Origin of the sequence: Rathayibacter sp. AY1A4 (assembly GCF_002930955.1) — a bacterium.
In the GTDB taxonomy this organism is placed as follows: Bacteria; Actinomycetota; Actinomycetes; order Actinomycetales; family Microbacteriaceae; genus Rathayibacter.
Genome location: NZ_PSTN01000001.1, coordinates 95,918 through 115,162 on the forward strand (window position 1 = coordinate 95,918; position 19,245 = coordinate 115,162).

Genomic DNA, 19,245 nt, shown 5'->3' on the forward strand with positions numbered 1-19,245 from the left:
GGCCGGGTGCGCTCAGCCGATTGCCTCGCGCAGGACGTGCATGAGGGCGTCCAGCTGCACCGTGTCGGCCGAGGCCGTCTCGGCGTCCGCGCCGTCGAGCGCCCTGGCGGCGAGACCGGCCTTGGCGTCGATGAGCTCCGCGATCTTCGCGTCGATCGTGTGCGCCGCGATGATCCTCCACGCCGTCACCGGCTCCTCCTGGCCGATGCGGTGCACGCGGTCGATCGCCTGCGTCTGCTCGGCCGAGGTCCACGACAGCTCGGCGAGCACCACGTTGGACGACGCCTGCAGGTTCACGCCGACTCCCGCCGCGGTGAGCGAGCAGACGGCGACAGAGACGTCCGGGTCCTCGTTGAAGGCGTCGATCTGCGTCTGGCGGAACGCCGCGGTCTGGTCGCCGCGGATGGAGACGGACGTCAGCTCGCGCTTCTCGAAGGTGTCCTCCGCCTGGTCCATCACGTCGATGTGCTTCGCGAAGAAGACGACCTTGCCCACCGAGCGGGCCAGCTGCGAGGCGTAGTCGGCGGCCAGCGCCGCCTTGGCCTGGCCGATCCGGCGCACCATGGTGAAGACGTTCTCGCCGGTCTTGGCCGACTTCGACTCCTCGAGCTCGCTCTGCGCCACGATGCGGATGAACCGCTCGCGCTCGTCGTCGTCGAGCTCGTGCGTGATCGAGGAGGTGACCGCCCTGAAGCGCTGCAGCATGCGGGCGCCGAGCTCGCGCTCGGCCTTCTGGATGGAGCGGCCGAGGTCGTCGTCCAGCTCGACGGGCAGATCGACGATCCGCTTCGACGGCAGGTCGGCGGCGACGTCGATCTTCTTGCGCCGGACGATGCCGAGGTCGATCACGGCCTCGCGCGCCTCCGGGTAGAAGCCCGTGTCGGCGGGGGTGAGGCCCGTCTCCTCGAGGCGGCCCATCAGCTCCGGTCCCGGCTTGGTCTCGTCGATCCAGCCGAGGAAGCGCCAGATGGCGCGGAAGTCGTCGACGTCGTTGATCAGCGGGGTGCCGGTCAGCGCGATCATCAGCGGATCGTGCCCCGGAGTGGTCTCGCGGATCCTCGACGCCAGCGCGAGCACGCTCTGCGAGCGCTGCGAGCGGAGGTTCTTGATGAAGTGCGCCTCGTCGACGACCATGCCGCGGAAGCCCAGGCTCCCGAGCCAGCCGATGTGCCGGTCGAGGATGTCGTAGTTGACGATGACCACGTCGGCGAACGCGTCGAGCGTGCCGCCGTCTCCGTGGATCACCGTGGCGCGCCGCTGCGGCGTCCAGTGCTCCACCTCGCGCGCCCAGTTCATCTTGACCACGTTCGGCACCACCGCGAGCAGCGGGTACGCCCCGACCACCGAGGCGGCGAGGAGGCTCTGCGCGGTCTTGCCCAGACCCGGCTCGTCGGCGAGCAGGAAGCTGCGGTGCCCCTCGCGGGCGCTCTCGATGAAGCGCGCCTGGTGCGGCATCAGCTCGCGGCCGCGCGGCGAGACCCGGTCGAGCTTCGGCGGCTCCGGGAGCTCCATGCTCGCGGCCCGTCCGCCCGCTCCGTACTCGAACGCCTTGAAGAGCGGCCCGAGCAGCTCCCAGTCGTCGAGCCTGCGGCGCGGCGCCGGAGCCGAGGCCTCGGCGATCGAGAAGTCCGGCGGGAGGAAGGGGTTCGCCAGCTGGCGGGCGCGCACCGACTGCGGCACGACCTGGTTGACCGGCACCTCGGGCTTGGGCTCCGGCTCGGTCACGATCAGCAGCTCGTCGGGGCTGAGCTCCGCGCCCGCCTCGAGCAGCCAGTCGCGGCGGAGCTTCTGCGCGGCCGCCGTGACGCCGGCCTCCGATTCGAGCAGCGCGATCAGGCTGGTGTCGCGGGCGGCCGTCTTGGCCAGGATCGTGGCGATGCCGTCGAGGCGCTTCATCTCCTCGGCGCGCTGCGCGTCGCTGAGCGAGGGATCGACCTTGACCCGCTTGCGCTCCTCGCGCATCAGGAGGGCGATCACCAGGAACTTCGTCCGGTTGGTCGGCCCGACCTTGCCGGTCTGGGCCTTCGCCTCCACCTCGCGGACGCGGCGGGCGAGGATCGGGATGATCCCCGCGTTGTCCACGCCGCGCGAGCGCGATCGGGGTCGGCTCCCGGCGGCGTTCGACGCTCGTCGCGTCTGACCGGACTGACGCTGGCCGCTGCGAGCCATGCTCCTCCTCGATGTGTGACGGGGGGCGGAGGAGGGGTTCCCGCGCACTGCCGTCGCCGTGCATCCGCCGGATCGCCTCCGGAGAGGCGTCGGGCGTCGGTGCATCCGGTGGCCGTCGGGAGCTCCGAGCAACGGGTCTGGGACCCGGTCGCAGCATCCCCGGCGTGCGGGTGCGCCGCCAGTCTACTCCTCGGGGCGGTCCGGTCGGCGCTCCGCCGCGCGGACGGTCGCGCTCGTCGTCATTCCGGAGTCGGGACGCGGATGACGAGGCCCGCCGCCACGAAGACGCCGACCGCGGCGAGGCTCAGCGAGGACCAGATCGCGTCCGGGAAGGCGAACGGCAGCACCGGGTTCCACAGCACGAGCACGGGGACGAGCCCGATCAGCCAGAGGAGTGCGCGCGCCTGGATCGCGAACCAGCCGATGACCGCCGCGAGGATCGCGACCGGGTAGCGGATGAAGTCGTAGGCGTCGGAGCCGACGAGGGCGAGCCCGGCCAGCAGCACGATCGCGCCGAGGATCCCGGGCGCGAGCGCCATGCGGGCGCGGTCGCGCGAGGGGTAGCGGGCGGCGGTCGCGCGGGACGGCTTGCGGGTGCTCACCCCTCGATCGTAGGCGCGCATACCCCGCCCGGGTACCGCCTGCGGCGCGTAGGCTGGAGGAGTGATCGAGGACCTCAAGAAGCGCTCGCTGCACCGTGCCCGGATCCTGGGCGGCCAGATGCGCGGCCTCGAGCGGATGATCGAGAACGAGGACTACTGCGTCGACATCGTCACGCAGTCCCTCGCGATCCAGAAGTCGCTCGGCTCGCTCAACAAGCTCATCGTCGAGAACCACCTCCGCACGCACATCACCGCGATGTTCGAGGAGGGCGGAGACGCCCGCGAGGCGGCGATCGCCGAGCTCGTGAAGATCTTCGAGCTCTCCAACAACCGCTCGTGACCGCCGGCCTCGTCGCCGCGGCGCGGGTGCGCCCGCTGCTGCTCGACGGGGGCCTGGGCACGGAGCTGGAGGCGCAGGGCGCCGCGGTGGACTCCTCGCTCTGGAGCGCCCGGGTCCTGCTGGAGGAGCCCGGCCGGGTCGTCGACGCGCACCGCGCCTTCGCCGAGGCGGGCGCCCGGGTCGCGGTGACCGCGAGCTACCAGGTGTCCGCGAGCGGATTCGCGGCCGCGGGCCTGGCCCCGGGCCTCGCCGAGCGCGCCCTCCGGGAGAGCGTCGACCTGGCCCGGCGCGCGCAGAGCGGCTGGGTCGCCGCCGCTGTCGGCCCTTACGGCGCTAGCCTCGGCGACGGCTCCGAGTACCGCGGCGACGACGGCCTCACCGTCGGCGAGCTCGCCGCCTGGCACCGCCCGCGACTGGAGACCCTGGCCGCGGCCGGGCCCGACCTGCTCGCCGTCGAGACCATCCCGTCGGTGCGGGAGGTGCGGGCCGTCGTGGAGGCCCTCGCGGGCTCCTCGGTCCCCGCCTGGATCTGCGTGAGCGGCCGTTCGGGCCGCACCGCGGCCGGCGAGCCCCTGGCCGAGGCGTTCGCCGTCGCCGCCGCCTCCGAGGAGGTCGTCGGCGTGGGAGTGAACTGCTGCCCGCCCGGCGACGTCGCCGAGGCGGTCCGCATCGCCCGCTCCGTCACCGGCAAGCTGGTCGTCGTGTACCCGAACAGCGGCGAGGAGTGGGACGCCGTCGAGCGTCGCTGGGCAGGCGACGCGGCCTTCGACCCCGTGCTGGTCGCCTCCTGGCGTGCGGCGGGAGCGGATCTGATCGGCGGCTGCTGCCGCGTGGGACCTGCGGCGATCGCTGCCCTCGGACGAAACCTGGAGGAGGAGTCGTGACCACCCTGAGAGCCGTGCGCGGCGACCTCACCCGCGAGCACGTCGACGCGATCGTGAACGCGGCGAACTCGTCGCTCCTCGGCGGCGGCGGCGTCGACGGCGCGATCCACCGCGCGGGCGGAGCGGAGATCCTCGCCGAGTGCCGCCGGCTCCGCGGGACCGAGCTGCCGGACGGCCTGCCCGCCGGCTCCGCGGTCGCCACGACCGCCGGGCGCCTCCCCGCCCGCTGGGTCGTGCACACCGTCGGTCCCGTCCACTCGCGGTCGGAGGACCGCAGCGCCGTCCTCGCCTCGGCCTACCGCGAGTCGGTGCGCACCGCAGTCGGTCTCGGTGCGCGGACGCTCGCCTTCCCGGCCGTCTCGGCGGGCGTCTACGGCTGGCCGATGGACGACGCGGCGCGCATCGCGGTGGAGACGGTCCGCGAGGCGACCGCGGACGGCGCACTCGACGAGGTCCGGTTCGTCCTCTTCTCCGCGGACGCCCTCGCGGCCTTCGAGGCCGCACTGGCCGCGGAATGACGGAAGGGGGGCCGACCCTGCGGTCGACTCCCCCTCCCCGGTGCTGCGCTAGGCCGTCTTCGGCCGCGCGAACTCGTCGTAGGGCAGCGTGATCGGGCGGGTCCGCGGAGGCATCCGCACGACCGCCTCGAGCGCCGGGCCCAGTGCCTCGCGCCACGCGCGGTAGCCGTCCTCGTTGAGGTGCAGGCCGTCCGGCGAGTACTGCTCGAGCAGCCCGCCGTCCTCGCCCGCGAGCACCGGCCACAGGTCGAGGTAGCCCGCGTGCGCCGTGGGCGCGAACTGCCACAGGTGGCGGTTGATCTCGCGGATCTGCGGCGCGAACTCGTGTCCGCGCGGCAGGACCGAGGTCACCAGGATGCGCACGTCCGGGAGGTCGCGCCGGAACGTCGCAACGATCGTCTCGATGTTGCGCACGACGTGCTCCGTCGTGCGGTGCCAGGCGAGGTCGTTGGTGCCGATCAGCAGCACCACCGTGTCCGGCTCCTGCGCGACCAGCTCGGCGAGCCGCGCGACGACGTCCGCCGTGGTGGCCCCTCCGACTCCCTCGTCGACGACCGTCGACTCCGTCAGCCACTCGCCCCAGGCTCCCGCCTGGATGATGCTGTCCCCGATGAAGAGGACCTTCCCCAGCTGGAGTCCGCGCCCCGCGTCCGTACTCGACCGTTCGCTCATCGTGCTCCTCTCGTCGGCGTCCCGGGCGGCCTCGCCGCCGCCGGACCCCTCCATTGTCACCGCTGCACCCGGCGCCCGCCAGGGGAGCGCTCGTCGCCGGAGTCCGGCAGGTCGGCCGCGGTGGCCGTGATGCGGTTGGCCATGCCGTTGAAGATGATGCCGTGGAAGGGCAGGATCGCGAACCAGTAGAGCCTGCCCGCGAGGCCCTGCGGGAAGAACACCGCGCGCTGCGTGTAGACCGAGCCGCCGTCTCCGGAGGGCTCGGCGCGCATCTCGAGCCAGGCCCCGCCGGGCACCTTCATCTCGGCGCGCAGGCGCAGGAGCTTCGGCCGCTCGATCTCCTCGACGCGCCAGAAGTCGAGGGCGTCGCCGGCGTGCAGGCGCGCGGAGTCGCGGCGCCCGCGCTGCAGGCCCACTCCCCCGACGAGGCGGTCCATCCAGCCGCGGATCACCCATGCGAGCGGGAAGGAGTACCAGCCGTTGGTGCCGCCGATGCCCTCGATGACGCGCCAGAGCTTGGCCGGGTCGGCCTGGGTGCGGCGCTCCTTGAGGTCCACGTAGACCGTGTGGCCGGCCCACTCCGGGTCGCTCGGCAGCGGATCGCTGGGAGCGCCGACGACCTCCGCGTTCTGCCAGCTCGTCTCGATCTCGCCCGCCTGCATCTTTCCCAGCGCGAGCCGGACGGCGCGGCGGTAGGAGGTCAGCCCGCCCTCGGGGTCGGGGATGAGCGCGCGGATGTCCTGCTCGTGCACGACGCAGTCGTACTGCAGCGAGGCGATGATGGGCACCGCGAGCGAGCGCGGGATCGGCGTGACCAGGTTGACCCACTGCGAGGCCAGCCACGGGGTGAACACCGGCAGGGACGCGATCGGCCGCTGCGGGAGCCCGGCCTCGACCGCGTAGCCGTTCATCATCTGGCCGTAGCGGAGCACGTCGGGCCCGCCGATGTCGAAGGTGCGGTTGAGCGTGGCGTCCTCGAGCGACGCGGAGCCGATCAGGTAGTGCAGCACGTCGCGCACGGCGATCGGCTGGATGAAGTTGCGCACCCACTGCGGCGCGGGCATGTACGGCAGCACGTCGGTGAGGTGGCGCACCATCTCGAACGAGGTCGACCCGGAGCCGATGATCACGCCCGCCTGCAGGGCGATCGTCGGCACTCCCGACTCCATCAGGATCCGGCCCACCTCAGCGCGCGAGCGGAGGTGCTTCGAGAGCTCCTGGCCCTCGGGGTGCAGGCCGCCGAGGTAGACGATGCGGCCGACGCCGGCCGACTCCGCGGCCGTGGCGACGTTGTGCGCGGCGCGGCTCTCGACCTCCTCGAAGTGGGCGTGGTCGTTGCCCGAGCCCATCGAGTGGACGAGGTAGTAGAGGACGTCGACGCCCTCGACCGCGGCCTCCAGCGACTCCGGATCGCCGAGATCGCCCTGGGCGACCTCGACCTCCTCCGCCCACGGCACGTCGACCAGCTTGCGCGGGTCGCGCACCAGGACGCGCACCCGGAAGCCCGCCTCGAGGAGGCGCGGCGTCAGCCGGCCGCCGATGTAGCCGGTCGCGCCGGTGACGAGCGCGAGGGGGCGCGCCGAGTCGGAGGGGGTTTCGCTCATGCGGCCACGGTACGCCGATGGCCCCGGGACCTCTCCCGCTGGTGCGGGCCCGCGGCCCCTGCTAGGCGGCGCCCGGCATCCCGCTCAGTCGATGCCGAGGACCTCGCGGACCTGCACCACGTCGTGGTTCATCTGGCGGATGAGGGGCTCGACGCCCTCGTAGGCGACCTGGCCGCGGATCCGGCCGACGAACGCCACGTCGACCACGCGGTCGTAGAGGTCGAGGGTGTCGAGCGTCTGATCGAGCACGTACGCCTCGACCTGCTTGGGCGGCACTCCGACGAAGGTCGGGTTGCTGCCGACCGAGATCGCGGCGGGATGCGTGACGCCGTCGGTGGTGAGCCGGCCCGCGTAGACGCCGTCGGCCGGGATCAGGCCCTGCGACTCCGGCGAGAGGTTCGCGGTCGGGAAGCCCAGCTCGCGGCCGCGCTTCGCTCCGTGCACGACCACGCCGCGGACGACGGGCTCGTGCCCGAGCAGGCGCGTCGCGTGCTCCACATCGCCCTCGGCCAGCAGCTCGCGGATCCAGGTGGAGGAGACGCGGCGCCCGTCCTCGGGCCGCACGTCGTCGATCAGCTCCACCTCGAATGCGTGCTGCCCGCCGAGCACGCGCAGCAGGTCGACGTCGCCCGCTCCCCGGGCGCCGAAGCGGAAGTCGGAGCCGACGAGGACCACGCGGGCCTCGAGCGCCTCCACCAGCACCTGCTCGACGAACTGCTCGGGCGAGAGCGCCCGGAACGCCTCGTCGAAGGTGAGCAGCAGCGTCGCGTCCACGCCGGTCCCGGCGAGGAGCTCGAGCTTCTGCTCGTTGCCGACCAGGACGGGCGGGCACTTCTCCGGCGCGATCACGCTGAGCGGATTGCGGTCGAAGGTGACGACGACGGCGGCGAGCCCCTGCTCGCGGGCCCGCTCGTGCAGCCGGCCGATGACGGCCCGGTGCCCGGAGTGGACGCCGTCGAACTTGCCGATCGTGACGGCGGAGGGTCCGATCCCGGCCAGGTCGCCGGGGCGGGTCTCGACGCGCATCAGGCGGCCGCCCGGGGCGCGCGCCGCCCCTGCACGCGGAGCCACCAGAGGCCGAGCACGGGCAGGACGAGCGGGATGAGCAGGTAGCCGGCGCCGAAGGCCGCCCACACCGTCGACTGGCGCCCGAACGGGTCGGCGCTCGTGAGCCCGAGGAGCCGCGGAGCGAGGAGGCTGAGCGCACCGACCACGAGCACGCCCACCAGCTCGAAGGTGATCGTCACCCACGCGACGCGCTGCCAGGCGCGGCCCGGGACGATCAGGGCGACCGTCGCGACGATGTACACGACGGCCGAGAGCGCGGAGAGCGAGAACGCCAGCGGCGCCTCGTCGAACCGGTCGATGACCTGGAAGACGGAGCGCCCCGTCGCGGCGAGCGCGAGGATCCCGTAGACCACGACCAGGAGGCTGCCGATCCCGCGCGAGCGGGCGGAACGGGTCGGCTCTCCGCTCCCGGGGGCCGAGGGGACTGAGGGGTCGTGAGCGGCCCGTCCGGACGCATCGCTGGCTGGTTTCGACATCGCACGTCCATGCTAGGCGCTCGCCGGGCCGGGCCCGGTGGCGGGCCCGATCAGGCGCTCTGGAAGAACCAGATCTGGTGCATCCGGTAGACCATGACCGCGATCGAGAGGCAGGCGACGCCCAGGATCACGGTGCTCCAGCGGCTCCGCTCGATGAGCGCCCAGAACCCGGCCGCGAGCGGCAGGAGCAGCGCCGAGATCAGGTAGATGTAGTACTCCGGCAGGCTCCCCGACGGGCGGTTGCCGACCAGCGGCGACACGATCGCGACCGCCAGCTGGACGATCAGCAGCAGCTCGACGATCGCCGTCGCGCCGACCGAGACGTCCGAGGGACGGCGGGCGAGCAGCCCGAGCACGAGGCAGAGCAGGCCGGCCGCGACGGCGATCCCCACCTGGAGGATCGTGAACCACTCGATCACGAGGCGGCCGTCCGCAGGTCCTCGGTCGGGAAGTTGACGACGCTCTTGAGCTGGGTGCCGCGCCGCTCGGCGAGGCCGATCAGCCGCTCCCCCGGGCCGACCGCGGCGAGGAGGCCCTTCGCGCCCGCCACCGCCTCCGGGGCCGGGATGCGCTTGCCGTTCGCGAGATCGCCCGCCTCCTGGGCGTCGAGGCGCAGCAGGGGGAACAGCTCGCCCGCCACGAGCGTCGGCGGCAGGAGCGCGGCGGGGACGTCGAGCTCGTCGATCTCGCCGGCCTGGGCCACGGAGAAGGGGCCGACCGCGGTGCGCCGCAGCGCGGTCAGGTGGCCGCCGACTCCGAGGGACGCGCCCAGGTCGCGGGCGAGCGCGCGGATGTAGGTGCCGGAGGAGCAGGTGACGCGCACGTCCAGGTCGAGGAACCCCTCGACCGGGCGGCTCGCCAGGACGGCGAACTCCGAGACGGTCACGGGGCGGGAGGCGAGCACGACCTCCTCGCCGTCGCGGGCGCGGGCGTAGGCGCGGCGGCCGTCGACCTTGATCGCGCTGACCGTGCTCGGGACCTGCTCGATCGCTCCGGTGAGGGCCGCGATCGCGTCGGACACCGACTCCGGGGCGAGGGCCGCGACGAGGGCGGGCTCCGCCGAGGCGAGCACCTCGCCCTCCTGGTCGTCGGTGGTGGTGGAGGAGCCCAGCCGGATCGTCGCCTCGTACTGCTTGTCGAGGCCGACGAGGTAGGTGAGCAGGCGCGTCGAGGGGCCGAGACCGAGGATCATCAGCCCGGTCGCCATCGGATCGAGCGTCCCCGCGTGGCCGACCTTGCGGGTCCCCGCGCGGCGGCGGGTCCGCGAGACGAGGTCGTGGCTGGTGATGCCGCCGGGCTTGTCCAGCAGGAGGATCCCGTTCGGAGCCGGGGCGGGGGTCTCGAGCACGGGTGCGAGGATACACGGACGGATCGGGAGTACCCCCGGGGTGGAGCCGGAGCCCTCGCCCGCCCGTCCTAGGCTGTCCGGATGAGGATCGCAGTACTCGGAGCAGGCGCCGTCGGCGGCACCATCGCCGCCCTTCTCGACCGCGCCGGGCACGACGTCGAGGTCACCGCCCGAGGCGACCACCTCACCGCGATCCGCCGGTCGGGGATCCGGCTCGACGGGGCGTGGGGCGAGCACACCGCCTGGGTCCGCTGCGGCGAGTCCCTCGACCTCGTGCCCGATCTCGCCTTCGTCTGCACGAAAGCGCAGGACGCCGAGGACGCGCTGCGCACCAACCGCCGCACGGTCGACGGCACTCTCGTCGTCGTCGTCCAGAACGGACTGGACGGACTCACCGCGGCGGCCCGGCAGGTGCGCGACGCCCGGCTCGTGGGTGCTCTCGCCCTCTTCGCCGCGAGCCACCTCGAACCCGGCCGGGTCACCGTCACGGCTCCTGCCACGACCACGCTCGGCGTCCCCGGCCGCCCGGCCGACGACGACGTCCGACGGGCCGCCGCCGTGCTCGGCGAGGCGGTCCCCACCGCCGTCACCGACGACTTCACCGGAGCGCAGTGGACGAAGCTGCTGATCAACGAGGTCAACGCCCTGCCCGCGATCACCGGGCTCTCGGTCCAGGAGACGATCGACGATCCGGGGCTGCGGCGCGTCCTCGCCCGGTCGATGCGCGAGGCCGCCCGGACGGGCCTCGCGTCGGGCGTCCGCTTCGGCTCGCTGCAGGGACTCTCGAACACGTCCGTCCGCGCTCTGGCCGCCGCTCCCCTGCCCCTGGTCGAGCTGCTCCCCCGCCGGATGGCCGCGCGGATGGGCGAGGTGCCGAACCCCGGGTCGACGCTGCAGAGCGTCCGCCGCGGAGTGCCGAGCGAGATCGACCACCTGGCCGGGGCCGTGGTCCGCACCGCTCACCGCGGCGGGCGCGAGGCTCCGGTCAACCAGCTGCTGGTCGACCTGGTGCACGAGGTCGAGCGGGCGGGCGCCTTCGTGCCGCCGGCTGAGGTCGTGCGCCGCGCCGCCCTGGTCTGAGCCCGCGGCCCTGTCGGACCGACGCCGCCCGCGGCGGCGGCCTCCGTCCCGAGGCTCAGCAGGAGTCGGCGAAGAGGCGCCGGGGCTGCTCCGGATCGCGGATGTCGACGAGGATCCCCGCCAGCCGGCGCGGATCCGTCGTGGCGCGGTACGCCGCGTCCACCGGCGGCTCCTGCGTGTCGAGGCGGATGCTGGTGCTCCACGCGCCGCGCAGCTCCGGCCGGAGGGCGAACTCGCCGTCGACGAGCAGCACCGCGTCGCGGCCGGCGGTCCGCCAGCGCGCCTGCCGCGTCTCGTCGCGCACCGCGTCGAAGCCCGCGAGCACGAACCCGGTGCTGCCGCCGAGGGTGAACGGATCGAGCAGGACGCGGCGCAGGAGCTCGTAGTCGTACCCGGCCGCGTAGGAGCGCTGCTCCTCGGGCACGGCGGGGTCGTCCCGATCGGCGCGGGGACGTCGGAAGTCGGCGAGGTGCGCGACGATCGCGTCCTTGCCTGCCCGGCGGAGCGCCTCCGCGAGGTCGAGCGCGAACGCCGCGCTCACCGCGGGGTCGTCGCCGTCGATCCCGACCTTGACCCGTCCGCGCCCGTAGTTGTGCAGCACCTCCGCCGCGAGAGCGTCGAGCACATCGGCCTTCTGCGGAGCCCACCTGGTCATCCGCCCACGATACGCGCCGCCGCCTAGTGTGGGCTGATGCCCTCCGACCCTCTCGCCGACGCGATCACCGCCTGGTTCCGCACGAGCGCCCGCGACCTGCCGTGGCGCCGCGAGGGCTTCCCCGCCTGGGGCACGCTCGTCAGCGAGTTCATGCTGCAGCAGACCCCGGTGGTCCGCGTCGTCCCGCGTCTGGCGGAGTGGCTGGAGCGCTGGCCGACACCCTCCGCTCTCGCCGCCGTCCCTCCCGGCGAGGCGGTGCGCGCCTGGCAGTCCCTGGGCTATCCGCGGCGGGCCCTGCGCCTGCACGCCTGTGCCGTGGCGATCGCCGAGGAGCACGGCGACGTGGTCCCCGACGACGTCGAGACCCTCCTCGCGCTGCCCGGCATCGGCGACTACACCGCCCGCGCCATCGCCGTGTTCGCCTACGGGAGGCGGCACCCCGTGGTCGACACCAACGTCCGCCGGGTCCTCGCGCGCGCGGTCGACGGAGCGGCGGAGCCCGGTCCGCCCCGCGCGAGGGCCGACCTCGCTGCGATGTCGGCGCTGCTGCCCGAGTCGCTCTCCGAGGCGGCGGCCTTCAACGCGGGCGCGATGGAGCTGGGGGCGATCGTCTGCACCGCCCGCGCTCCGCGCTGCGACGAGTGCCCGATCCGCGACCTCTGCCGCTGGCGGGCGGAGGGGTACCCCGAGCACACCGGGCCCGTGAAGGCGAAGCAGAAGCGGTTCGAGGGCTCGGACCGCCAGGTCCGCGGCCTCATCCTCGCCGAGCTGCGCGCCGCGCACGGCCCGGTCACCGCGGCCGAGGTGGAGTCTCTCTGGCCGGACGCCGACCAGCGCGGTCGCGCCCTGGCAGGGCTCCTCGCCGACGGCCTGGCGACGGGCGGCCCGGAGGACGGCTACCTCCTCCCCGGCTCCTGAGGGCCCGTCGACCGCCGTCCGCGTCGGAGGAGGCGGGTAGGGTCGGCGCCGTGACCGGTCGCCGCCTCCGCCTCCCCCGCCCCGACGCCGCCGTCGAGCGCGCCCTCGACGTCGACCTCGCCCAGGACGTCCAGCGCGCCCTCGCCGCGGTCCGCGTCGAGAACGACCTGCCCGGCCCGTTCCCGCCGGCCGCGCTGGCCGAGGCCGAGCACGCGGACGCCGGAGCGGACGACGAGGACCGCGTCGACCGGACGGACCTCCCCTTCGTGACGATCGACCCGCCCGGCTCGCTCGACCTGGACCAGGCCCTGCACCTGGAGCGCACGTCGGAGGGCGTCGTCCTCCGCTACGCCATCGCGGACGTGCCCGCGGTCGTCCGCACCGGCGGAGCGCTCGACGCCGAGACGCGCCGCCGCGGCCAGACCTACTACCTCCCGGACGGCCGCGTCCCGCTGCACCCCGCGGTCCTCTCCGAGGGGACCGCGTCGCTCCTGCCGGACGAGACGCGCCGAGCGCTGGTCTGGACGCTGACCCTCGACGAGCGGGCGGAGCCGCGCTCGGTGCACCTCGAGCGGGCGCTCGTCCGCAGCGTGGCCCGGCTCGACTACGAGGGCGTGCAGCGCAGCGTCGACGCGGGCGATCCGCACCCCTCCCTCGCCCTCCTCCCCTGGTTCGGACGCGAGCGCCTGGCGCGCGAGGCCGAGCGTGGAGGAGCGAGCCTGACGCTGCCCGAGGAGGAGATCGTCGCCGCCGACGGCGGCTACCGGGTCGAGCGCCGCGCTCCCCTGGCCGTCGAGGGCTGGAACGCCCAGGTCTCGCTGCTGACCGGTATGGCGGCGGCGACGATGATGCTCGACGCGGGGGTGGGCATCCTCCGGACCATGCCCGAGGCCGACCCCGCCACCGTCGCGGCCTTCCGCTCCCGAGCCGCGGCGCTCGGCGTCCCGTGGCCCGAGGAGGAGGCCTACGGCGCCTACCTGCGCCGCCTCGACACCGCCGACCCCGCCCAGCTCGCCATCATGTACGCCGCGGCGAGCCTGTTCCGCGGCGCCGGCTACACCGCCTTCGACGGCGCCCCGCCGGAGCATCCCGAGCAGGCGGCTCTCGCCGCGCCGTACGCGCACGTCACCGCGCCGCTGCGGCGCCTGGTCGACCGGTTCGGCCTCGCCGTCTGCCTCGCGGTGTCCCGCGGCGGAACGATCCCGTCGCAGCTGCGCGAGGCGCTGCCCCTGCTCCCGCCGCTCCTCGCCGCGAGCGACCGCCGGGCCGGAGCCGCCTCCCGTGCGGCGACCGCGATCGTCGAGGCCGCCGTCCTCCGCGGCCGCGAAGGAGCCTCCTTCAGCGGGATCGTCGTCTCCTCGGCGCGCTCCCGCTCCTCGGTCCAGCTGCTCGACCCGGAGATCACCGTCGACGTCCCGGCCCCGCTCACGCCGGGAGCCCGTGTCGTCGTCGTCCTGGAATCGGTCGACGTCGCCACGGGCTCCGCGGTGTTCGGGCTCGGCGCCTAGTCCTCGTCGTCCTCGCGGGGCTTCACATAGGGGTCGGCCTCGCCGGCGTAGTCCGCCTGAGCGGCGAGCGACTGCACCTGCGAGTCCTGGCTGCGCGCGGCGGCGAGCAGATCCTCGATGTGCTTCGCGTTCTCGGGCACCGCGTCGAGGATGAACTCGAGCGACGGCGTGAGCCGGGACGTGATGTTCCTGCCCACCTCGGTGCGGAGCATTCCGGTGGCGGCCTTGAGGGCCGCGGCCGAATCGGCGCGCTCCTCATCGGTGCCGTAGACCGTGTAGAACACCGAGGCGTGCTGCAGGTCGCCGGTCACCTGGACATCGGTGATGGTGACGAAGCCGAGGCGCGGGTCGCGGAGACCGCGCTCGAGCCGCTTCGCGACGATCACCTGGATACGTTCGGCGAGCTTCCTCGCCCGGGCCGGATCTGCCATGGCTGGTCCTCACATCTCTCTCGGCGAACCGTTCAGCTCGCCATTCAACCACTCTCCGCCCGGACGACCGGTCGCGTCCGACGGGGCCTTGCTTCTGGGGCGTGATGCCCCTCGACCGCGCGTCTGCGACGGCGCGGGTGGGGTGCCTTCTCGCGGCTCCCTGATCCTCGGGGACCGGGGGGCGGGAAGGCTCAGGTGCTGGATCGGGAGCCGGACGTCGCCCGCAGGCGCGCTGCTCGCGAGCTGCTCGTTCAGCGGGCGCACCCACCGAGACAGGAGCGCCTGATCGGGGTCGGTCTCCCGCACCCGGGGGTGCGGAAGCGCCCACTGGAGGGTCCGCACCTCCGGGACACCGGCGGCCCCCGATTCCTCCCGCAGGGCGCGAGAGGACGAGAGTCCCCTCCCGATCCCGCACGAACAGCGCCATGAGACGCCGGAAGGCCCGGGCGGACCCGGGCCTTCCAGTGGAGCGGATCAGCCTCGCGGCTTCTCCTTCATCTCGATCGTCTCGATCTCGTCGCCGATCTGGATGTCGTTGTACTTTCCGAGTCCGATACCGGCCTCGTAGTCCGTACGGACCTCCGTGACGTCGTCCTTGAAGCGACGCAGCGACTCGATGGCCAGGTTGTCCCCGACCACGACGCCGTCACGGATGACGCGCGCCTTCGAGTTGCGGGTGATCGTGCCGGAGCGGACGATGACACCCGCGATGTTGCCGAACTTGGAGGAGCGGAACACCTCGCGGATCTCGGCGACACCGGACTGGACCTCCTCGAACTCGGGCTTGAGCATGCCCGTGAGCGAGTTCTCGACCTCTTCGATCGCGTTGTAGATGACCGAGTAGAAGCGGATGTCCACTCCTTCTCGAGCAGCGCGCTCGCGGGCCTTCGGGTCGGGGCGGACGTTGAAGCCCACGATGATCGCGTTGTCGATCGTCGCGAGGTTGACGTCCGACTCCGTGATCGCACCGACACCGCGGTGGATGATGCGCAGCTGCACCGAGTCGTCGACCTCGATCTTGACGAGCGACTCCTCCAGCGCCTCGACGGCACCGGACACGTCGCCCTTGATGATGAGGTTGAGCGACTCGACCTTGCCCTCCTCGAGAGCACGGGTGAAGTCCTCGAGCGAGATGCGCTTGCGGGCCTTGGCCAGCAGGGCGTTGCGCTGAGCGGCTTCGCGCTTCTCGGCGATCTGACGGGCCGTGCGGTCCTCCTCGGTGACGAGGAAGGTGTCGCCGGCGCGGGGCACGGACGAGAGTCCCTGCACCTGCACCGGACGCGACGGCACGGCTTCGAGGACGGCGTTGCCGTTCTCGTCCGCCATCGCACGGACGCGGCCGTAGGCCGTTCCGGCGACGATCGCGTCTCCGACGCGCAGCGTTCCCGACTGGATGAGCACGGTCGCGACCGCACCGCGTCCCTTGTCGAGCTTCGCCTCGATCGCGACTCCGCGCGCCTCCTTGTTGGGGTTGGCGCGCAGGTCGAGACCGGCGTCCGCGGTGAGCAGCACGGCGTCCAGGAGGTCCTGGATGCCGGTACCCGCGCGAGCCGACACGTCGACGAACATGACGTCTCCGCCGTACTCCTCGGCGACGAGCCCGAACTCGGTGAGCTGCTGGCGCACCTTGGCCGGGTTGGCGTCGGGCTTGTCCACCTTGTTCACCGCGACCACGATCGGCACGTTGGCCGCCTGGGCGTGGTTCAGCGCCTCGATGGTCTGCGGCATGATGCCGTCGTCCGCCGCGACCACGAGGATCGCGATGTCCGTGACCTGGGCACCGCGGGCTCGCATGGCGGTGAACGCTTCGTGACCCGGGGTGTCGATGAACGTGATCGGGCGCTCGATGCCCTCGTGCTCCGCGACGACCTGGTACGCACCGATGTGCTGCGTGATGCCGCCCGCCTCGCCGGCGACGACGTTGGCGTTGCGGATCGCGTCGAGCAGGCGCGTCTTTCCGTGGTCGACGTGACCCATGACGGTGACGACCGGCGGACGGATCTCGAGGTCCTCGTCCGTCTCGTCGTCGAGCTCCTGCTCGAGGTCGAGACCGAAGCCCTCGAGGAGCTCCTTGTCCTCGTCCTCGGGCGAGACGACCTGGATCTTGAAACCGAGCTCGGAGCCGAGCACCTCGAAGGTGGCCTCGTCGAGCGACTCGGTCGCCGTCGCCATCTCGCCGAGGGCGAAGAGGACGGTGACCAGGTTGCCGGGGGGCACCGGCACGCCGGTCATGGCCTCGATCTTGTCGGCGAAGTCCGAGATCGACGCGCCGCGGCGCAGACGGATGACCGTCCTGCCGTCGCCGCGGGGGACGCTGACGCCGCCGAGCGACGGGGCCTCCCTGAGCTCGAACTCCTGACGCTTCGTGCGCTTGGACTTCCGGGCCTTGCTCTTGCCGCCGCCGCGACCGAAGGCTCCTGCGGTTCCACCGCCGGGGCCGCGACCGCGACCGCCGCCGCCACCGGGACGCGGGGCGAAGCCGCCACCGGCACCGGGAGCGCCGCCGGGGCGCTGGAAGCCGCCGCCGGCCGGACGACCGGCACCGCCGGGACGTCCTGCTCCGCCGCCGGGTCCGCCGGGACGCTGGCCGAAGCCGGCGGGGCGCTGGCCCATGCCGGGTCCGCCGGGTCGGGGCGCGCCGGGGCGCGGAGCAGCCGGGCGGGGGATGTTGCCCGGGGTCGGACGCGATCCCATGCCCTGCGAGCTGGCGAAGGGGTTGTTGCCGGGGCGCGGGGCGGCGGGACGCTGTCCCATGCCCTGGTTGCTGGCGAACGGGTTGTTGCCCGGGCGCGGGGTGCCGCCGGGGCGGTTGGAGCCGCCCGAGGCGCCGCCGGGGCGCGGGGTGTTCGCGGCGGGAGCCGGACGCGGGGTCACGGGCTTGGGTCCGCCGGGGGTCGCGCCGGACGCCGGCTTCTCGGCGGCGGCCGGAGCCGCGGGGGCCTCGGTCGGAGCCGGAGCGGCGGCCTCGGCGGGCGCGTCCTTGGCTGCCTGGGCGCGCTGAGCGGCCGCAGCCTCCTGGGCTGCCTGAGCCTGGGCCTGGCGCTCGGCGACCGACATCGGCGGTGCGGGCGCCGGAGCGGGCGGCTTGGCCGGGCCGGGCGTGGGCGCGGACGGACGGGCGCCGGAGGGGCGCGGGGCCCCGGGACGGGCACCGGCGGCGGGGGCGGCCGGGGTCGCCGACGCTCCCGCGGAGGAACCGCCCTGGCCCTGGAGGGCCTGGCGGAGCTTGCGCGCCACCGGGGGTTCGATGCTCGAGGACGGGCCCTTGACGAACTCGCCGAGCTCCTTCAACTTCGCAAGTGCGACCTTGCTATCGACACCCAGTTCGGATGCGATCTCGTGTACGCGTGGTTTTGCCACTTCTCTCCTGTCTTGGGCCTGCACCCAAGACGGGGGCAGGCGTCACGAACGGACGGGTCTCATTTCGAGCCGCTCATCAGTCTTCGCTCATGATCAGTTCACGGGCCGTTCTGCCTGTTCTCTATGGTGTGATCGTGCGCTGCTCCGGCCCCTCCGGTCGAGGGGCCGAGCCGGTCGGATCGTGCGATGTACTGCTCCAGCTCGCTCGCGTCCACGCTCTCGCGTGTCCGGAACGCTCTTCCGAACGCGCGGCGCTTGACCGCGAGCTCGTAGCAGTCGGCAGTGTCGTGGAGCCACGCTCCCCGACCAGGACGGACGGCACGCGGGTCTACCGCGAGGACGTTCGAGTGGAGGACCAGCCTCAGAAGAGAGGCCCGGGGGGCGCGCAGACGGCAGCCGACGCACGTTCTGACGGCTTCCACTCTACTCCCTCCCCTCCGGGACCGCTCCCCCGCACGGCCGATGCTCGGGGATCACTCCCCGTCCATCACCGAATCGGGCTGGATGTCGATCTTCGCGCCGGTCAGCTTGGCGGCGAGGCGGGCGTTCTGGCCCTCCTTGCCGATGGCGAGCGAGAGCTGGTAGTCGGGGACGAGCGCCCGGACGGCCTTGAGGCTCTGGTCGATCACGAACGCGCTGGTCACCTTGGCGGGCGAGAGCGCGCTGGCGACGAAGGTCGGCAGGTCGGAGGAGTAGTCGACGATGTCGATCTTCTCGTTGTTGAGCTCGGCGGTCACCGCGCGCACGCGCTGGCCGAGCTCGCCGATGCAGGCGCCCTTGGCGTTCACGCCGGGCTCGGTCGCGCGCACCGCGATCTTGGTGCGGTGGCCGGCCTCGCGGGCGAGGGAGACGATCTCCACCACGCCGGACGCGATCTCGGGGACCTCGAGGGCGAACAGCTTGCGCACCAGCGACGGGTGGGTGCGGGACACCTGGACCGACGGGCCCTTGGGTCCGCGGCCGACGCTCGTGACGTAGACGCGGATGCGGCGTCCGTGGCTGTAGTCTTCGCCGGGCACCTGCTCCTCGGGCGAGAGGATCGCCTCGATGGAGCCGAGGTCGACGTGGATCATCCGCGGGTTGGGGCCCTGCTGGATGACGCCGGCGACGATGTCGCCCTCGCGGCCCTTGAACTCGCCGAGCACGTGCTCGTCGGCGATGTCGCGCAGGCGCTGGTTGATGACCTGCTTCGCGGCGAAGGCGGCGATGCGGCCGAAGTCGCGCGGGGAGTCCTCGGCCTCGCCCACGACGGCGCCCTCCTCGTCGAGCTCGGGCACGAAGACCGAGACGTGACCGGTCTTGCGGTCGAGGTGCACGCGCGCGTCGACGGCGGTGGCCTTGTCGGCGTCGTCGGCCTGGCCGATGTGCTTGAGGTAGGCGGTCAGGATCGCCTGCTCGATGATCTGCACGAGTTCCTCGAAGGGGATCTCGCGCTCGCGCTCCATGAGTCGCAGAACGCTCAGGTCGATGTCCACGGGCGGGCCTTTCTCTCTATTCACTTGGATGCCGCGGTGGTGACCGCGGTCGTTCGCCTGCCGGGCTCTCACCCGGATCAGCCCTCAAGGGTACCCGACGCGGCCCGGGGTTCCACCCGCGGATCCTGCCGACGCAC

At 73.2% G+C, this 19,245-nt stretch carries 19 protein-coding genes; 6 read left to right on the forward strand and 13 right to left on the reverse strand.

The window, feature by feature from the left end:
- Window positions 1-12: 12 nt before the first annotated feature.
- Entirely contained in the window at window positions 13-2,169 is a 2,157-nt protein-coding gene (locus C5B92_RS00410) for a DEAD/DEAH box helicase (RefSeq protein ID WP_104225603.1), read from the reverse strand.
- Window positions 2,170-2,408: 239 nt separating this feature from the next.
- The gene (locus tag C5B92_RS00415) at window positions 2,409-2,771 is read right to left on the reverse strand and encodes a DUF6804 family protein (protein WP_244229446.1); all 363 of its coding nucleotides are present in this window, start codon (window positions 2,769-2,771) and stop codon (window positions 2,409-2,411) included.
- 61 nt (window positions 2,772-2,832) lie between these two features.
- On the opposite strand from C5B92_RS00415, the gene C5B92_RS00420 reads away from it, so the two are divergent.
- From C5B92_RS00420 to C5B92_RS00430, 3 genes are read left to right on the forward strand one after another with little or no spacing between them, the layout of a single operon-like run.
- On the forward strand, window positions 2,833-3,111 hold the full coding sequence (locus C5B92_RS00420) for a metal-sensitive transcriptional regulator (protein ID WP_104223062.1): 279 nt from the start codon (window positions 2,833-2,835) through the stop codon (window positions 3,109-3,111).
- The gene (gene mmuM, locus C5B92_RS00425) at window positions 3,108-3,995 is read left to right on the forward strand and encodes a homocysteine S-methyltransferase (protein ID WP_104349968.1); all 888 of its coding nucleotides are present in this window, start codon (window positions 3,108-3,110) and stop codon (window positions 3,993-3,995) included. Before C5B92_RS00420 ends, mmuM begins: the two co-directional genes overlap by 4 nt.
- Window positions 3,992-4,513 carry an O-acetyl-ADP-ribose deacetylase gene (locus C5B92_RS00430; protein ID WP_104349969.1) on the forward strand — a complete coding sequence of 174 codons (522 nt, stop codon included), beginning with the start codon at window positions 3,992-3,994 and terminating at the stop codon, window positions 4,511-4,513. The genes mmuM and C5B92_RS00430 overlap by 4 nt, the downstream gene beginning before the upstream one ends.
- A 48-nt stretch (window positions 4,514-4,561) precedes the next feature.
- Here C5B92_RS00430 and C5B92_RS00435 read toward each other — a convergent pair whose 3' ends face one another.
- The 6 genes from C5B92_RS00435 to truB form a co-directional block, all read right to left on the reverse strand.
- Window positions 4,562-5,185: a GDSL-type esterase/lipase family protein gene (locus C5B92_RS00435; RefSeq protein WP_104225671.1), complete on the reverse strand. Its 624-nt coding sequence runs from the start codon at window positions 5,183-5,185 to the stop codon at window positions 4,562-4,564.
- Window positions 5,186-5,241: 56 nt separating this feature from the next.
- Window positions 5,242-6,789, reverse strand: a complete 1,548-nt coding sequence (locus C5B92_RS00440; RefSeq protein WP_104268494.1) for an SDR family oxidoreductase — start codon at window positions 6,787-6,789, stop codon at window positions 5,242-5,244.
- 84 nt (window positions 6,790-6,873) lie between these two features.
- Window positions 6,874-7,815 carry a bifunctional riboflavin kinase/FAD synthetase gene (locus C5B92_RS00445; protein WP_104350017.1) on the reverse strand — a complete coding sequence of 314 codons (942 nt, stop codon included), beginning with the start codon at window positions 7,813-7,815 and terminating at the stop codon, window positions 6,874-6,876.
- Window positions 7,815-8,333 (reverse strand): hypothetical protein, encoded by a 519-nt coding sequence (locus C5B92_RS00450; protein WP_258061193.1) that lies wholly within the window; start codon window positions 8,331-8,333, stop codon window positions 7,815-7,817. The genes C5B92_RS00445 and C5B92_RS00450 overlap by 1 nt, the downstream gene beginning before the upstream one ends.
- 50 nt (window positions 8,334-8,383) lie before the next feature.
- A complete protein-coding gene (locus tag C5B92_RS00455) occupies window positions 8,384-8,752 on the reverse strand; it encodes a hypothetical protein (RefSeq protein WP_104223058.1) in 369 nt (122 codons plus the stop codon).
- Window positions 8,749-9,681 (reverse strand): tRNA pseudouridine(55) synthase TruB, encoded by a 933-nt coding sequence (gene truB, locus C5B92_RS00460; RefSeq protein WP_104223057.1) that lies wholly within the window; start codon window positions 9,679-9,681, stop codon window positions 8,749-8,751. The genes C5B92_RS00455 and truB overlap by 4 nt, the downstream gene beginning before the upstream one ends.
- Window positions 9,682-9,762: 81 nt before the next feature.
- Here truB and C5B92_RS00465 point away from each other — a divergent pair, with 81 nt between their 5' ends.
- On the forward strand, window positions 9,763-10,761 hold the full coding sequence (locus tag C5B92_RS00465) for a ketopantoate reductase family protein (RefSeq protein ID WP_104249600.1): 999 nt from the start codon (window positions 9,763-9,765) through the stop codon (window positions 10,759-10,761).
- Between the two features lie 55 nt (window positions 10,762-10,816).
- On the opposite strand, the gene C5B92_RS00470 is transcribed toward C5B92_RS00465, so the two are convergent.
- Window positions 10,817-11,416: a hypothetical protein gene (locus tag C5B92_RS00470; protein ID WP_146079235.1), complete on the reverse strand. Its 600-nt coding sequence runs from the start codon at window positions 11,414-11,416 to the stop codon at window positions 10,817-10,819.
- 36 nt (window positions 11,417-11,452) lie between these two features.
- Here C5B92_RS00470 and C5B92_RS00475 point away from each other — a divergent pair, with 36 nt between their 5' ends.
- The gene (locus tag C5B92_RS00475; protein ID WP_104225596.1) at window positions 11,453-12,334 is read left to right on the forward strand and encodes an A/G-specific adenine glycosylase; all 882 of its coding nucleotides are present in this window, start codon (window positions 11,453-11,455) and stop codon (window positions 12,332-12,334) included.
- A gap of 50 nt (window positions 12,335-12,384) precedes the next feature.
- Window positions 12,385-13,842 carry a ribonuclease catalytic domain-containing protein gene (locus C5B92_RS00480; RefSeq protein ID WP_104349971.1) on the forward strand — a complete coding sequence of 486 codons (1,458 nt, stop codon included), beginning with the start codon at window positions 12,385-12,387 and terminating at the stop codon, window positions 13,840-13,842.
- Here C5B92_RS00480 and rbfA read toward each other — a convergent pair.
- From rbfA to nusA, 4 genes are all read right to left on the reverse strand, one after another.
- Entirely contained in the window at window positions 13,839-14,273 is a 435-nt protein-coding gene (rbfA, locus tag C5B92_RS00485; RefSeq protein ID WP_104223052.1) for a 30S ribosome-binding factor RbfA, read from the reverse strand. The two genes, C5B92_RS00480 and rbfA, sit on opposite strands and share 4 nt — an antisense overlap.
- Before the next feature lie 474 nt (window positions 14,274-14,747).
- Window positions 14,748-17,633, reverse strand: a complete 2,886-nt coding sequence (infB, locus tag C5B92_RS00490; RefSeq protein WP_104246572.1) for a translation initiation factor IF-2 — start codon at window positions 17,631-17,633, stop codon at window positions 14,748-14,750.
- A gap of 98 nt (window positions 17,634-17,731) precedes the next feature.
- The gene (locus C5B92_RS00495) at window positions 17,732-18,055 is read right to left on the reverse strand and encodes a YlxR family protein (protein ID WP_104225593.1); all 324 of its coding nucleotides are present in this window, start codon (window positions 18,053-18,055) and stop codon (window positions 17,732-17,734) included.
- Between the two features lie 51 nt (window positions 18,056-18,106).
- The gene (gene nusA, locus C5B92_RS00500) at window positions 18,107-19,108 is read right to left on the reverse strand and encodes a transcription termination factor NusA (protein ID WP_104225180.1); all 1,002 of its coding nucleotides are present in this window, start codon (window positions 19,106-19,108) and stop codon (window positions 18,107-18,109) included.
- Between the last annotated feature and the right edge of the window lie 137 nt (window positions 19,109-19,245).

Bases quoted from the DNA above. Each gene is read 5' to 3' on its own strand.
- C5B92_RS00410 (WP_104225603.1), bottom strand. From the start codon at position 2,169: ATGGCTCGCAGCGGCCAGCGTCAGTCCGGTCAGACGCGACGAGCGTCG.
- C5B92_RS00435 (WP_104225671.1), bottom strand. From the start codon at position 5,185: ATGAGCGAACGGTCGAGTACGGACGCGGGGCGCGGACTCCAGCTGGGG.
- C5B92_RS00440 (WP_104268494.1), bottom strand. From the start codon at position 6,789: ATGAGCGAAACCCCCTCCGACTCGGCGCGCCCCCTCGCGCTCGTCACC.
- C5B92_RS00445 (WP_104350017.1), bottom strand. From the start codon at position 7,815: ATGCGCGTCGAGACCCGCCCCGGCGACCTGGCCGGGATCGGACCCTCC.
- C5B92_RS00450 (WP_258061193.1), bottom strand. From the start codon at position 8,333: ATGTCGAAACCAGCCAGCGATGCGTCCGGACGGGCCGCTCACGACCCC.
- C5B92_RS00465 (WP_104249600.1), top strand. From the start codon at position 9,763: ATGAGGATCGCAGTACTCGGAGCAGGCGCCGTCGGCGGCACCATCGCC.
- C5B92_RS00470 (WP_146079235.1), bottom strand. From the start codon at position 11,416: ATGACCAGGTGGGCTCCGCAGAAGGCCGATGTGCTCGACGCTCTCGCG.
- C5B92_RS00475 (WP_104225596.1), top strand. From the start codon at position 11,453: ATGCCCTCCGACCCTCTCGCCGACGCGATCACCGCCTGGTTCCGCACG.
- rbfA (WP_104223052.1), bottom strand. From the start codon at position 14,273: ATGGCAGATCCGGCCCGGGCGAGGAAGCTCGCCGAACGTATCCAGGTG.